Annotated in this window: 12 protein-coding genes; 6 read left to right on the top strand and 6 right to left on the bottom strand. The window is 71.7% G+C overall.

From position 1 onward, the window contains the following. Window positions 1-40 precede the first annotated feature (40 nt). Window positions 41-856, top strand: a complete 816-nt coding sequence (locus ACTWPP_RS33935) for an SDR family oxidoreductase (protein ID WP_443108489.1) — start codon at window positions 41-43, stop codon at window positions 854-856. A 68-nt stretch (window positions 857-924) separates the two neighbouring features. Here ACTWPP_RS33935 and ACTWPP_RS33930 read toward each other — a convergent pair whose 3' ends face one another. Then, window positions 925-1,272, bottom strand: coding sequence for a DUF1801 domain-containing protein (locus tag ACTWPP_RS33930; protein ID WP_443108488.1), 348 nt, complete (start codon window positions 1,270-1,272; stop codon window positions 925-927). 168 nt (window positions 1,273-1,440) lie between these two features. Between ACTWPP_RS33930 and ACTWPP_RS33925 the strand changes: the two genes are divergently transcribed. Both ACTWPP_RS33925 and ACTWPP_RS33920 read left to right on the top strand, forming a co-directional pair. Then, window positions 1,441-1,839 carry a MarR family winged helix-turn-helix transcriptional regulator gene (locus ACTWPP_RS33925; protein WP_443108487.1) on the top strand — a complete coding sequence of 133 codons (399 nt, stop codon included), beginning with the start codon at window positions 1,441-1,443 and terminating at the stop codon, window positions 1,837-1,839. A gap of 239 nt (window positions 1,840-2,078) precedes the next feature. Continuing rightward, on the top strand, window positions 2,079-2,870 hold the full coding sequence (locus ACTWPP_RS33920) for an aldo/keto reductase (protein WP_443108486.1): 792 nt from the start codon (window positions 2,079-2,081) through the stop codon (window positions 2,868-2,870). 24 nt (window positions 2,871-2,894) lie between these two features. Here the strand turns inward: ACTWPP_RS33920 and ACTWPP_RS33915 are convergent, their stop codons facing one another. Continuing rightward, entirely contained in the window at window positions 2,895-3,953 is a 1,059-nt protein-coding gene (locus ACTWPP_RS33915) for a DUF2293 domain-containing protein (RefSeq protein ID WP_443108485.1), read from the bottom strand. Window positions 3,954-4,267: 314 nt separating this feature from the next. On the opposite strand from ACTWPP_RS33915, the gene ACTWPP_RS33910 reads away from it, so the two are divergent. After that, entirely contained in the window at window positions 4,268-4,426 is a 159-nt protein-coding gene (locus ACTWPP_RS33910) for a hypothetical protein (protein WP_443108484.1), read from the top strand. 122 nt (window positions 4,427-4,548) lie between these two features. Next, window positions 4,549-5,424 carry a ribokinase gene (locus ACTWPP_RS33905; protein ID WP_443108483.1) on the top strand — a complete coding sequence of 292 codons (876 nt, stop codon included), beginning with the start codon at window positions 4,549-4,551 and terminating at the stop codon, window positions 5,422-5,424. Window positions 5,425-5,434: 10 nt separating this feature from the next. Here the strand turns inward: ACTWPP_RS33905 and ACTWPP_RS33900 are convergent, their stop codons facing one another. After that, a complete protein-coding gene (locus ACTWPP_RS33900) occupies window positions 5,435-5,863 on the bottom strand; it encodes a PH domain-containing protein (RefSeq protein WP_443108482.1) in 429 nt (142 codons plus the stop codon). A gap of 166 nt (window positions 5,864-6,029) precedes the next feature. On the opposite strand from ACTWPP_RS33900, the gene ACTWPP_RS33895 reads away from it, so the two are divergent. Continuing rightward, entirely contained in the window at window positions 6,030-6,959 is a 930-nt protein-coding gene (locus ACTWPP_RS33895; protein ID WP_443108481.1) for a Ppx/GppA phosphatase family protein, read from the top strand. Between the two features lie 25 nt (window positions 6,960-6,984). Here the strand turns inward: ACTWPP_RS33895 and ACTWPP_RS33890 are convergent, their stop codons facing one another. The 3 genes from ACTWPP_RS33890 to ACTWPP_RS33880 form a co-directional block, all read right to left on the bottom strand. Next, the gene (locus tag ACTWPP_RS33890; RefSeq protein WP_443108480.1) at window positions 6,985-8,049 is read right to left on the bottom strand and encodes a hypothetical protein; all 1,065 of its coding nucleotides are present in this window, start codon (window positions 8,047-8,049) and stop codon (window positions 6,985-6,987) included. A gap of 26 nt (window positions 8,050-8,075) precedes the next feature. Beyond that, window positions 8,076-10,271 carry a protein kinase domain-containing protein gene (locus tag ACTWPP_RS33885; RefSeq protein WP_443108479.1) on the bottom strand — a complete coding sequence of 732 codons (2,196 nt, stop codon included), beginning with the start codon at window positions 10,269-10,271 and terminating at the stop codon, window positions 8,076-8,078. Window positions 10,272-10,558: 287 nt separating this feature from the next. Next, complete coding sequence (locus ACTWPP_RS33880) at window positions 10,559-13,873, bottom strand: error-prone DNA polymerase (RefSeq protein WP_443108478.1); 3,315 nt, start codon at window positions 13,871-13,873, stop codon at window positions 10,559-10,561. Window positions 13,874-13,967: the final 94 nt, after the last annotated feature.

Raw genomic sequence — 13,967 nt, 5'->3', positions numbered from 1 at the left:
CCTCGTTGTTCACCGGCCCCTGCCGCCGTGTGATGGAGACATGAAGACATGGCTCATCACCGGAACGTCCCGCGGTCTCGGCCGCGAGCTGACCGAACAGCTCCTCGCCCGCGGCGACCGCGTCGCGGCGACCCTCCGCGACCCGAGCCGCCTCGCCGGCCTGGCCGGGTACGGCGACCGGCTGTGGGTGCGTCCGCTGGACGTGACCGACACCGTCCGGCTCCGCGAGGTCGTGGACGCGGCGTTCGCCGAACTCGGCCGCATCGACGTCGTCGTCTCCAACGCCGGGTACGGGGTCATCGGGGCCGCCGAGGAACTCACCGACGACCACATCGACGATCTGATCGCCACCAACCTGACCGGCTCGATCCAGCTCGTCCGGGCGGTCGTCCCGCACTTGCGCGCTCAGGGCGGGGGCCGGATCCTGCAGGTGTCCAGCATGGGCGGTCACATGGCCTTCCCCGGGTTCTCGCTCTACCACACCACCAAATGGGGCATCGAGGGCTTCTTCGAGGCGCTGGCCCCCGAACTGGAGCCGTTCGGCGTCCGCACCATCCTGGTGGAGCCGGGCATGGTCCGCACTTCGTTCTACTCCGCCGTGCAGCGGGCCGCCGTCCACGCGGCGTACGCGTCCAATCCGGCCATCATGCGCGGCGACGCGGTGCCCGTGGAGGACATGCCCGGCGATCAGGCCAAGGTCGCGGCCGCAATGATCGACGCCGCCGGTCTCGACGCCCCGCCGCGCCGCCTGCTGCTCGGGTCGGACGCCTACGGCCGGGTTCACGCAGCCTTGAGCGACCGGCTGGCGGACGTCGAGGCCCAGAAGGACCTGGCCCACTCGACGGACGTGAGTTGACGGTCGCACACCGGCCGTCGGACCGACATGCGCCCCCTGGCATCGTCCTGGGGGCGCTCGGGCGTCGGTCAACTCTGGTCCAGGCGGACGGCCTGGGTGATGTATCCGCGCAGGGCGTCCTCGTTGATGCCGTCCAGTGTCTTGACCTTGACGTGGCGGGTCTTCTTGCCGACGCCCTCCAGCAGCCCGTGTTCGTCGTCGAACTCGGCGCCGCGCTCGAACGCGAAGGTGAGGTGGGTCTTGCTCTGGCTGATGACCGCGAGGATCTTGTTGCCGCGCCAAGCGGGCGAGCCGTAGGTGAGGCACTCGGCGGCATCGGGGGCGCCTTCGGCCATGAGCGTCCGCAGCGAGGCGAGGATCTCGGTGTACCTGGGGTCGAGCTTCGTGGCGACGTAGGTGTCGATCTCGTTTCCCATGATGGGTTTCCCTTCACTCTGCGGCTCGGCGTGCGGTGGTCCGCGTCTTGGGAGTAAGCTATAGTCACGGATATTGATAGTCAAGATTCGTGATTAAATTTTTGGGAGGCGCCACTCATGAACGCCGAGAGCAGGGGGCACGACCTAGGGATCCTTGTCGGTCAGCTGATGCGATCGCTTCAGGAGGAGTTGTTCCAGCGTCTGGCCAAGCAGGGGCACCCGGACGTCCGGCCACGGCACGGCACCGTCCTGGCGTTCCTCGAACCCGCCGGCGTGCGCGCCACCGAACTCGCGGCCCGATCGGGGCAGCACAAGCAGATCGTCGGCACGATCGTGGACGAACTCGTCGCGCTCGGCTACGTCCGTCGCGAACCCGACCCCACCGACCGCCGCGCCAAGAGGATCGTTCTCACCGCGCACGGCCTCGACGAGGTCGCCAAGGCCCGCGCCATCCTCGCCGACATCGAGCAACGCCACAGGCACGCGCTGGGCGAAGAGCGCTACGACGCCTTCAAGGACGCCTTCCGGGAGGTCGCCTGTAACCAGCGCGCCCACCAAACCGCTTGAGACCTGCCTCGCCCCCATGACGACCGTGAATCTCGACCGCCGGACCGCCGGACCGCCGGCGTCGGGGGAGGGGGACGGCATCGGGGTGGGGGTGGGGGAAGACGCTGCCGGTCGTGTGAGTCAGGTGGGCCCCGCTGGGCAGGGTCCTCCCAGGGCGCCGCCGAACGGCCCAGCAGAACCGCTGAAGGGGGACGGAGATCGTGACGGTACCGAACGTTGATCTCATTGACGGGGCCGCGATGCCACAGCTCGGATTCGGGGTCTTCCAGGTCCCCGACGACGAGGCCGAACGCGCGGTGGGCGCGGCGCTTGAGAACGGTTACCGCAGCATCGATACGGCCAGCGCCTACGGGAACGAGGAGGGCGTCGGGCGCGCCCTGAGTGATTCGGGTGTGCCGCGCGACGAGCTGTTCATCACCACCAAGCTGTGGAACAGCGAACACGGTTACGACAACGCGCTTCGGGCCTGCGACGCGAGCCTGTCCCGCCTCGGTCTCGACCATCTGGATCTTTACCTGATCCATTGGCCCATGCCGGACCGCGGCACCTACCTGGAGACGTGGCGGGCGCTCGAGAAGCTCAGGGAGGACGGACGTGCCCGCTCGATCGGCGTGTCCAACTTCACCGTGGAGACGCTGCGGCGGGTCATCGATGAGGCGGACGTCGTCCCGGCAGTCAACCAGATCGAGCTGCACCCGTACTTCCAGCAGGACGGCCTGCGCGCCTTCCACCGGGACCACGGCATCCGCACCGAGGCGTGGGCGCCGCTCGGCCAGGGACAGGGGCTGCTGGACGATCCGGCGCTGAGCCGCATCGCGCGTGACCACGGCCGCACCCCGGCGCAGGTCGCCCTGCGGTGGCATCTGCAAATCGGCAACGTGGTCATTCCGAAGTCGGTGACGCCGTCCAGGATCGCCGAGAACATCGACGTGTTCGGCTTCGAGTTGTCTCCGGACGACATGAAGGCGATCGGTGAGCTGGACAAGGGCATCCGCGTCGGCCCCGACCCCGCCACCTTCAATAGCGGCTGACCCCCGTGGTTGGTTGACGCGGCGTCAGGTTTGGCGCCAGGTGGTGAGGACGGCGTCCACGTCCCCGCGGATGCGGTCACGCGCCTCCCGCCGGGGAACCCCCGCCATCAGCATGGCGTCGTAGCCGGTGTCCAGGTGCCGGACGGACGCGACCACCGCGAGCGTGACGGCGTCCTCGTCGAGGTCGCGGCCCGCGGCGGTCCGGCCGACACGGCCGCTGCCGCGCAGGCCCGCGTGCCGGGAGATCTCCTCGGCGCGGTCCGCGGGGCAGCCCGGGAACAGCCGGACGATCTCGGCCGTCATCCGGGTCACGAACTCCGCGTCTTGTTCGGTGCGGCGCTCCCGGTCACGGTCGCGGCGGCGGGCCCGTGCGTCGTCGTCGGCGAGGCACTGCTCCTCGGCCCGTTCCAGTGCGGACTCCTCGACCAGGATCCCGCGCCGCTCGTACCGCTTGCGGCGCCGGTTGTGCTGGACGACGACGGCCGACAGCCCGCTCTCCTTCTTGGCGCGGCGGCTGAGCGCGGCGTTCCCGGCGGGCAGGAAGACGAGGTGGCCGAGGTCGGCGCAGGCCATGCAGAGCGGCACCGAATCTTCGACGATCGTGAAGTCGCCGGTGCCGTGGCAGCCGCCGCACGTCCACTCGGCCGTCGCCTGCAGGACGACGAGGTCGGGGACCTTGGCGTCGCGGGCGGTGATGCGGTCGCGTTGGGCGGGCGTCAGGTCGGGGGAGATCCAGTGGGTGCGGTGTTCGCGTTCGGCGGGTTCGCGTCCGCCGGTGGTGAAGCGCAGGGGACGGCGGTCACGGGTGGCGGCGGTGTAGGCGGTCTCTGCGGGTTCGAGGCTCTGTGCCTCTGCCCAGGCGCGCAGTGTCCTCAAGGCGGTGGCGATCTTGTCGGGACGGACGTTCATCGCCTCATGCAGATGGTCGATCCGGCCCTGCCGCCACCGATCGACCTGTGCGGCGTTGATCCAGCCGATGCGGGCGAAGACGTCCACGGGGGCGACCGAGCGTGACCGGCGCAGCAGTTCGTCGGCGGCCTCGGTCACCCGGCGCGCCAGCCGGGACTCGTGCACCTCACTCACGGCGCACCACGGTATAGGACCCACGTTGGCATGGGCCCCCTATGGATACAGGATCCCACGTAGGCGCGGGACTTCGCGTGAGCGTGGGACTTCGCGTAGGTGCAGGACTTTCGCGTGAGCGCAGGGCACCGCGTAGGCATGGCGCCCGCGTAGGCATGCGCCCGCGTAGGCATGGCGCCCGCGTAGTTCTGGGACCCGCGTAGTTCTGGGACCCGCATGTGTTACGTAATGTCACTAGTCGTAACGTTCTGTGTATGGGGGATGGTCGGGGGAGTTGGACTGGGCCCGGCGGGTTGCGTGTCACGGCGGTGCGGTTGAGTGGTGCGCATCGGGTGCTGGCCGAGTTCGCCGGTGTGCGCGGTCAGAGCGCGTTTCTGGTCACGAGGAACGGGGTGCTCGCCGGGCGTGGCTACTACTCGTCCGTGGAGGAGCTGGCGGAGGTGGTGAACCTCGCTGAGCTGCGCACTCGGTAGCGACACGAGTTGCGCTGGAGGGTCCGGCCCGTGTAGTCGGTTACACCGTGATCGGACAGCACTCGCGTAATCGGGAACACTCGCGTAATCGGGAACACTCGCGTAATTGGGAAGTCGTCGTCGTGGGATCGGTCAACGCGGACCTGGTGGTCGGCGTCGACCGGAGGCCCGCGCCGGGGGAGACCGTACTCGGCTCCGACCTCGCCACCCATCCGGGCGGCAAGGGCGCCAACCAGGCCGTCGCGGCGGCCCGGCTCGGCGGGCGGGTCGGCATCGTCGGGCGGGTCGGCGACGACGGGCACGGCGAGTTGCTGCGCGCCGCCCTCGCCGCGGACGGGGTGGACCTGGCCCACCTGACCACCACCCAGGGCGCGCCCAGCGGCGTCGCCCTGATCACGCTCGGGCCGGACGGCGATAACAGCATCATCGTCTCGCCAGGCGCGAACGCCCGGCTCGGCCCGGACGACATCGGCTCGGCCGGTGACATGATCGCGGGCGCGGCCGTCGTGTCGTTCCAGCTGGAGGTGCCGATGCCGGCCGTCGAGGCCGCCGCCCGCGCCGCGGCCGAGGCGGGTGGCCGGGTCGTCCTCAACCTTTCGCCGCCGGCCCCCGTCCCGGACGGGCTGCTCGCCCTCTGCGACCCGCTCGTCGTCAACGAACACGAGGCCGCCTATCTGCTGGGCGGTGAGGGCGGCCCGCACGAGATGGCGGCGGCGCTCGTCCGGTCCGGGCCCCGGTCGGTCGTCGTCACGCTCGGCGCCGAGGGGGTCGTGGTCGCCGACGGCGAGGGGACGGCGTCCATTCCGTCCCCGAAGGCGGAGGCCGTCGACACGACCGGCGCGGGCGACGCCTTCACCGCCGCGCTCTGCCTCCGGCTCGCCCGCGGCGACTCGCTGCGGGACGCCGCCCGCTACGCCACCCGCGTGGGCGCAGCGGCCGTCCGGAAGCGAGGTGCGCAGAGTTCCTACCCGACGCCCGAGGAACTGCCGGTCGACTGACCCGCCGGGCTCAGCCGCTGGTGCGGGCGCGGAGCCGGTACAGGTCTTCGGCGACGTCGTGGACGTCGGCGCCGAGGTCGAACGTGCTGAACAGGTGCAGGTCGTCCTCGGTCTCGATCTCCAGCATGCGGGTGTGCAGGAGGAGCCGGCGCCGTTCGTCCACCCGGATCGCGGTGACCCGGTCCCAGGGGATGCGGCGGCGGCCCGCGTAGCCGGTCACGGTGGTGATGCCCTCGCCGTCGGCCGTGAGCCGCACCGGGGCGACGAGGTCGCGCAGCGTCAGGGCGTTCAGGCCGACCGCGGCCGCGCCCGCCAGGAACAGGAACTGGGGGTCGTGGGAGTACAGGACGATGAGCGCCGTGACGGCGGTCGCCGCGGCGCACTTGACCGCCACATGACCTGGCGGTACACGCCACCGGCGTTCCGGACCCGCTTCCATGCCCGACACCGTAGCCGCAGCCCGGGTGTCGTCCGGACCACGCAGCGTGCCCGACCGCCACATTGCTGTGTCCGGCCCCCGGTCTCACGTGCGGGAATGCATCCGTGCTGGTGGTTTGGGCATGGTCGTCCCGAATCCCGGCAGGGCCGTCCGATATTTTTTGCCCATGCGACTCGGCGTGCTGGACGTGGGCTCGAACACGGTGCACCTGCTGGTGGTGGACGCGCACGAGGGGGCACGGCCCCTTCCCGCGTACTCCCACAAGGCGGACCTGCGGCTCACCGCCCACCTGGACGACGGGGACCGCCTGTCCGAGGAGGGCGAGACGCTGCTGCGCAACTTCGTCGACGAGGCGCTGCAGATCGCCGAGGACAAAGGCGTCGAGGACCTTGTCGCGTTCGCCACCTCCGCCGTCCGTGACGCCGTCAACGGCGAGGAGATCCTCGGGCGGGTCCGCGCCGACAAGGAGATCGACATACGGTCGCTGTCGGGTGAGGAGGAGGCGCGGCTGACGTTCCTCGCCGTCCGGCGCTGGTTCGGCTGGTCGTCGGGCCGGCTGCTCGTGGTGGACATCGGCGGCGGCTCGCTGGAGATCGCGTCCGGGATCGACGAGGAACCGGACGTGGCGTTCTCGCTGCCGCTCGGCGCGGGCCGGCTCACCCGCGACCGGTTCACCGCCGACCCGCCGCCCCCGGACGAGGTCCGCGACCTGCGGCGGCATGTCCGGGCGGAGATCGCCCGCAGGGTCGGGGACGTCTCCCGGTACGGTCCGGCCGACCATGCGGTCGCCACGTCCAAGACCTTCAAGCAGCTCGCCCGGATCGGCGGCGCCGCCCCCACCGCCGACGGGCCGTACCAGCGGCGGGTCCTGGCGGGAGCCGACCTGACGGAGTGGGCCGAGAAGCTCGCGCCGATGCCGTCGGCGGAGCGCGCCGAGCTGCCGGGCGTCTCCGAGCGGCGCGCCCCGCAGCTGCTCGCCGGCGCGATCGTCGCGGACGCCGCGATGGACCTGTTCGAGCTGACCGAGCTGGAGGTCTGCCCGTGGGCGCTGCGCGAGGGTGTGATCCTGCGCCGCCTCGACATGATCACCGGCTGAGCTCCGGCGCGGGCGGGTGGGCGGCTCAGGCGTCGGCCGCCGGGGGCAGGACGGGTGCCTCGCAGCCGTGCCGGGCGGCGGACGCCTCGGCGAAGCGGGCGAAATCCGCGAGTTCGGCGTCGGTGAGCGGCTCCAGGGCGGAGCTGTTCTCCTCGGAGGTGAACAGACGCCTCTCATCCTGGGGCGATGCCAGGTACCGGGCGGTACCCAGGACGTCCTTGCAGGTGGCCGATGCCCACATCGAGTCACCTCGGATACCTGCGGGCTCCTTTAAGAAACCGGGGATCGGCACGGCGTAAGGGCCGTACATGGCGGTCAGGACCAGTCCCTGTTCGGGGCCTCCACCCTGAGGGACTTCGGGACCGAGAACGCAGTACTCGGCCGGGGACCCGCCCGCCGCCGTGCCCCGGGCGGACGGTTGTGACGTCATCCCCTGGCAGGTGCCCGTCGCTTCGGAGAGCCTGCGGGGAGCCTCCGGCGGCAGCGGGGCGATGCGGTCGATCGTGGAGCCCGGCTCGGCGTCACAGCCCGTCTTCTCGGCGGCGCGGCGGGCCGTGCCGGTCAGGACGCGGGCGAGGTCCGCGCGGTTCTCGAGGCGGGTGTCCGCGCCGTAGCTGTCCCTGACGGTGATGAAGAGGCCTTCGCCCTTGTCGCCGGCCCAGTTCCGGCAGTCGAGCAGGACCGCCCCCTTGTCGCTGCCATCGTCTCTGAGGACGAAGCCCGTCCACCCCGAACCGAGCGGTACCGGCAAGTGCTCGTGGTTGCTCGACGAGAAGGAGGAGGGGCCGAGCGTGTCCTCCGTTCCGGTCGCGGGCTCGATGGTGACCCAGATGTTGTTCGCCTTGCAGCGCCAGCTGAGTTCGGGCACCTCGGTCGAGGTGATGTTCAGCTTCTTGTTCTCCAGCTTGAGGTCGTCGACACCGAAGATCATGCCCACGGTGTCGTCGACCGGGAGCATCCCGCCGCAGATCTGCGACACCCGATGCTCCGCGGAGCGCAGCCAGAACCACAGGTAGCCGCCGCTGAACAGGACCACGACCGCGAGTGCCAGCCCGCCGCGTTTCACCCAGGTGTCATGTCGCCATCGCACCCGAGGGAGCGTAGTGGTCGTTCGCGCTACATCCAGCTTGGGTGACCCAACGTGTGGCCCGCCGGGGTGATCACCCGGTCGCCGGTGCCGTCCGCCCGGACGGCGTGGATCACCGGGTCGGTGACCTTGCCGCGCACGTAGCAGAGCCAGCGGCCGTCGGCGGACCACGCCGGATCCATGTCGTCCAGCCCGCCGGTCGTCAGGGCGCGGGCCCCGGTCCCGTCGGCGTTCATCACCCAGATCGTGCTGCTCTCGTCCGGGCCGCGCACGTACGCGATCTTGGAGCCGTCGGGTGACCATTCGGGGTCCACCGCGCGCACGCCGTCCTTGGTCAGCCTCGTCCAGTCGGATCCCGGACGGTCCGGGTCGAGGGTGTAGATCTGCAGGGCGTCGTCCTGCTCGCTCCAGAACACGAGCTTGTTCGTGGACGACCACATCGGATCGTCCTTGAGTGAGTCGTCGTCGGTGAGCTGTGTGACCTTGCGTCCTTGCAGGGTGATCGTAAAGATCTGCCGGGTGTCGCCGACCTTGCCCATGTACGCCAGGCGTGTGCCGTCCGGCGACCAGGTCACCCGCCCGTCCACGATGTCGGTGACCTTCTGCGCACCGGTCCCGTCGGCGTTCATCACCCACGCCTCTGTGCTGCCGCCGCCTCTCCGGGTGAACGCGATGCGGCTGCGGTCCGGGGACGGCTCGGGCAGTATTTCGCACCGGTCCCCGCCGATGAGCTTCGTGGCGGCCGGTTCGCCGGGCTTGTAGAGGCCGATGTCGGCGTGGCACGACTTCGGCCAGCCCGGTTCGTTGTCGATCCGGACGAGCAGCGGGGCGGACGGGAACGTCGCCGGCCCGCTCTTGTTCTCCGCCTCGCCGGACGGCCGGTTGAAGTAGTAGAGACCCCCGGCCACGGCACCTGCGACCAGCACTCCGGCCATCGTCGAGGCGATGAGCGTGGTGCGGCGGGACAGTCCGCCCTGCCCGCCTTGCCCGCTCGGCCCGCGCCGCCCGCGCGGGCCGTCCGCCCAGCCGGGGACCGGAGGGAGGAGGGGAGGAGGCGCGGCGAACTGGCGTTCGGTGACGGGGTCGGTGCGCCGTTCGTACGCCGGCTCCGTCTTCGTTTCCTGGACGGGCCATTCCGGCGCCAGATCGGTCACCGGAGGCGGGGCCGGAGACGGGGCTGGAGAAGGCGGCGTTGCTTCAGAAGAAGATGGGGCCGCAGAAGGAGAAGGCGGCGGGGCTGGAGACGGGGACGGGGACGGGGAAGGAGACGGAGGTGCGGCGGCGGTGACGGGCGGCGGGGCGGCGTGCCGGGCGGTGACGTCGCGGGAGGTGGCGCCGGGGTCGTCCGGTGGGGGCGTCCACGACTCGCCCAGCTCGGTCGTCACCTCGGACTCGCCCGCGCCGCCGACGAGGGCGAGCAGCAGGTCGCGGGCGCCCGGCCGCTGCTCGGGGTCCTTGCGCAGCGCGGACTGGACGAGCCCGGCCAGCGACCGCGGAAGCTCCCCGAGTTCGGGTTCGGCGTGCACGGCGCGGGCCACCATGAGCTGGAACGGGCCCTGCCCGAACGGGTTGCGGCCGCTCGCGGCGAACGCCACGAGGCAGCCCCACGCGAACACGTCGACGGCCGGGGTGACCTGCTGGGTGGTGACCTGCTCGGGCGCGATCCAGCCGGGGGTGCCGACGACCTGGCCGGTCCGGGTGTGCGCGGACGCCACGTCCAGCGCCCGGGCGATCCCGAAGTCGATCACCCGGGGTCCGGAGATGGACAGCAGCACGTTGCTGGGCTTGAGGTCGCGGTGCACGAGGCCGGCGCTGTGGATGGCGACGAGCGCGGCGGCCACCCCGACCGCGACGCCGTGCAGCATCCCGGGGGACAGGGCGCCGTTCTCGGTGACGTGCTCCAGCAGGGAAGGGCCCTCGATGTACTCGGTGACCATGTAGGCGAGGCCGAGGTCCTCACCGTGCTCCAGGACCTGCGCGGTGCAGAACGACGCGACGCGCTGCGCGTTGGCGGCCTCGTCGTGGAAGCGGGCGAGGAACGTGCGGTCGTCGGACAGCGCGGACCGCACGACCTTCACCGCGACGCGTCGCCCGTCCCCGTCGCGGCCGAGGTACACCGCGCCCATCCCGCCCTCGCCGATCTTGGCCTCGATCCGGTACGGGCCGATCCGCGTGGGGTCCCCCGGGCGCAGTTCGCGCAGAGAAGACGCTCGCGGGCCGTCCATAGAGATCACCTTTCCGCCCCACGAGCCGCGTCTTGGCGGCCGCCGACGCGGCGGCACGCGGCCCACGTCTCCTTACGATGTCAGAGGAGGCTGCGAGGTTCTAGCGACATCATCAGCCGATGGCCCCAGCCGTCGACAACCTGAACCATCGCGATCGCGTCCGAAGGCAGTTCGAGCCTGCGAGAAACTGATCGCGCGGCGAGCCGCAAGGCGGGCCGGAGCGATGCGGCGATCGCCGAGTCACCCGCCGAAGGAGGGCGCCCCCAGCGCCCGACGCCAAGGGCAGCTCAATGAAAATTGCGGGCGCGGACGCGGCCGGGGACGGGCAGGCGCCGCAGCCGGGTCGCGCGGACGTTCGCGACGTTGTCGGCGCGTTCCAACCGGCCGCTGACCAGCAGCGCCTGCGAGTCGACGGCGAGGCCGCGGTGCCGCTGGAACACCTGCGGCGGGCACACGACGTTGATGATGCCGGTCTCGTCCTCCAGCGTCATGAACACGATGCCGCCGGCGGTCGGCGGGCGCTGCCGGTGGGTGACGAGCCCGGCGACGACGACGTTGGTCTCGCCCGGCGTCTCGGCGAGCCGCTTGGACGACACTGCGCCCAGTTCGTCCAGCGCCTCCCGGACGTGCGCCACGGGATGGGTGTGGGACACGCCGGTGGCCCACAGGTCGGCGAGCGTCTCCTCGATCGGCGTCATCGGGGGCAGCGCAGGCGCGGACGTGCCCGGCGTCACCCCTTCGAGCTGCCCTGGGCCGGAACCCGCCAGCGCGCCCGCCGCCCACAGCGCCTCACGCCGCGACAGGCCGAGCCGGTCGAACGCGCCCGCCGTGGCGAGCGACTCCAGGGCCCCGGCCGACAGCGGCACGCGCCGGGCGAGGTCCTCCATGCTCGTGTAGGGGCGGCCCGTCGCGATGGCCTCCGCCGTCTCGTCGCCCAGGTTGCGGATGCCGGCGAAGCCGAGCCGGATCGCGGGCTGCGGCTCGGCGGGCGCGTGCGGATGGTCGGAGTCGACCGGGGTCGCCTCCTCCAGCGTCGGGTGGACGTCGCTGGCGTTGATCTCCACGCCCCTGACCACGACGCCGTGGTGCCGGGCGTCGGCCAGGAGGCTCTGCGGGCTGTAGAACCCCATCGGCTGGTTACGCACCAAGGCGGCGGTGAACGCGGCCGGGAAATGCCGCTTCAGCCAGGCGCTCGCGTACACCAGATGCGCGAAGCTCTGCGCGTGCGACTCCGGGAACCCGAACCCCGTGAAGCCCAGGATCTTCTCGTACACGCTCTCCGCGATGTCGGCGGGGATGCCGCGTTCCGCCATCCCGTCCAGGAGCCGCCGCCTCAGCCGCTCGACGCGCTCGGGTGCGCGTTTGGCGCCCATCGCCTGCCGGAGCTGGTCGGACTCCGCCGGGGTGAACCCGGCGCAGTCCACGGCGAGCTGCATCATCTGCTCCTGGAAGAGCGGCACGCCGAGCGTCCGCGACAGGGCGGGCTCCATCAGCGGATGCGGGCAGCTCGCGGGCTCCATGCCCTTCCGGCGGCGCAGGTACGGGTGGACGGACCCGCCCTGGATCGGCCCCGGCCGGATCAGCGCCACCTCCACCACCAGGTCGTAGAACTCGCGGGGCCTCAGCCGCGGCAGCGTCGCCATCTGCGCCCGCGACTCCACCTGGAACACCCCGACCGTGTCGGCGTCGCCCAGCATGTCGTAGACGAGGGGGTCCTCCGCCGGGACGGACTGCAGGTCGTACCGCCGCCCGTGGTGCTCGTCGACCAGGTCGAAGCAGTCGTGCAGCGCCGCGAGCATGCCGAGGCCGAGCAGGTCGAACTTCACGAGCCCGGCCGCCGCGCAGTCGTCCTTGTCCCACTGCAGGACGCTGCGGTCCGGCATCGTCGCCCACTCGATCGGGCAGATCTCCCCGACGGGCCGGTCGGCGATCACCATGCCGCCGGAATGGATGCCGAGATGCCGGGGGAGCGTCAGCATCCGGCTCGCCAGGTCCGTCACCGGCGCGGGGATGTCGGACTCGGAGCCGACGGGGTCACGCGGATCGATGCCCTTGGACCACGCGTCCTGCTGGCCGGGGGAGAAGCCGAGCGCCCGCGCCGCGTCGCGGACGGCCATGCGCGGCCGGTAACTGATGACGTTCGCGACCTGGGCCGTGCATTCGCGCCCGTACTTGCCGTAGACGTACTGGATGGCCTCCTCGCGGCGGCGGTGCTCGATGTCCAGGTCGATGTCGGGCGGCCCGTCCCGTCCCGGTGACAGGAACCGCTCGAACAGCAGCCCGTGCCGGACGGCGTCGACGCCCGTGATGCCGAGCGCGTAGCAGACCGCCGAGTTCGCCGCCGACCCCCGTCCCTGGCACAGGATGCCCCTGCTCCGGCAGAACTCCACGATGTCGTGCACGATCAGGAAGTAGCCGGGGAAGCGGAGCTGCTCGATGACGTCGAGTTCCTTGGCGATCTGCTCGTACGCGCCGGAGATCCGTTCCCGCTCCGGCGGCCCGTACCGCTTGAGCGCCCCCTCCTCCACCAGGTGCCGCAGCCAGCTCGCCTCGGTGTGCCCGTCCGGGACGGGCCAGTCCGGCAGGCGGGGCGCGACGACATCGAAGTCGAACAGGCACTCCTTCGCCAGCGCGACCGTTCGTTCCCGGACGCCGGGGAAGCGTGCCAGCCTCTTCGCCATCTCCGCGCCGCTCCGGACGTGCGCCGTGCCTCCCGCGGGAAGCCAGCCCACCATGTCGTCCAGGCTGCGGCGGGCCCGGACGGCCGCCATCGCCTGCGCCAGCCGCGCATCGGCCCCGGGCGCGGCGAAGTGCACGTTGTTGGACGCCACCACGTCCACGCCCACCCGCCCGGCCAGTGCGAAAAGGGTGTCGTTGCGGTGGTCGTCGTCCGGCTGGTCGTGGTCGATCAGCTCGACGAACACGTTGTCGCGGCCGAACCTGCCGATCAGGTTCCGCAGCTCCCGCTCCGCCGCGTCCGGGCCGCCCGCTTCCAGCGCCGCCGGAACCGGGCCCTTCCGGCACCCGGTCAGCACCGCCCAGTGCCCGTCGTGGGCAAGGGCGTCCAGGTCGTACACGGGACGGCCCTTGCGTCCGCCCGCGAGCTGCGCGGCCGTGATCGCCGAGCAGAGCCGCGCGTACCCGGGTGCGCCGCGCGCGAGCACCAGCAGATGACGTCCGGCCGGGTCGGGCTCGCCGGTCTGCGGCCCCGGCAGGCCGAGGCTCAGCTCCGCGCCGAACACCGTCCCGATTCCGGCGTCGTGCGCGGCCTGCGCGAACTGCACCGCCCCGTACATGCCGTCGTGGTCGGTGATCGCCATCGTCTCCACACTGAGCCGCGCCGCCTCCGCGACGAGCGACCCGGGATCGCTGGCCCCGTCCAGGAAGCTGAACGACGAGTGGCAGTGCAGCTCCGCCCACGGCAACGGCACATCCCCGGCGGGGGACGGGATGGGAGACAGGGCGGGGGACGGGGCGGGGGACGGGGCGCTGGGCGGGGGGCGAGACGTGTCCGGCGGTTCGTCCGGCTGCCGCTCGGTGGGCCGCCATGACAACCGCTCCTCGAACTCCCGCCACGAGATCGGCGGGTTGCTCCAGCCCATCAGCCGACCCCGGTCATGCAGCGCCCGGTCATGCAGCGCCCGGTCATGCAGCGCCCGGTCATGCAGCGCCCGGTCATGCAGCGCCCGGTCATGC

Origin of the sequence: Actinomadura sp. 3N407 (assembly GCF_052245875.1) — a bacterium.
Lineage (GTDB): Bacteria > Actinomycetota > Actinomycetes > Streptosporangiales > Streptosporangiaceae > Spirillospora.
The sequence above is the reverse complement of the archived record's forward strand: the minus strand, read 5'-3'. Positions and strand labels throughout refer to the sequence as shown.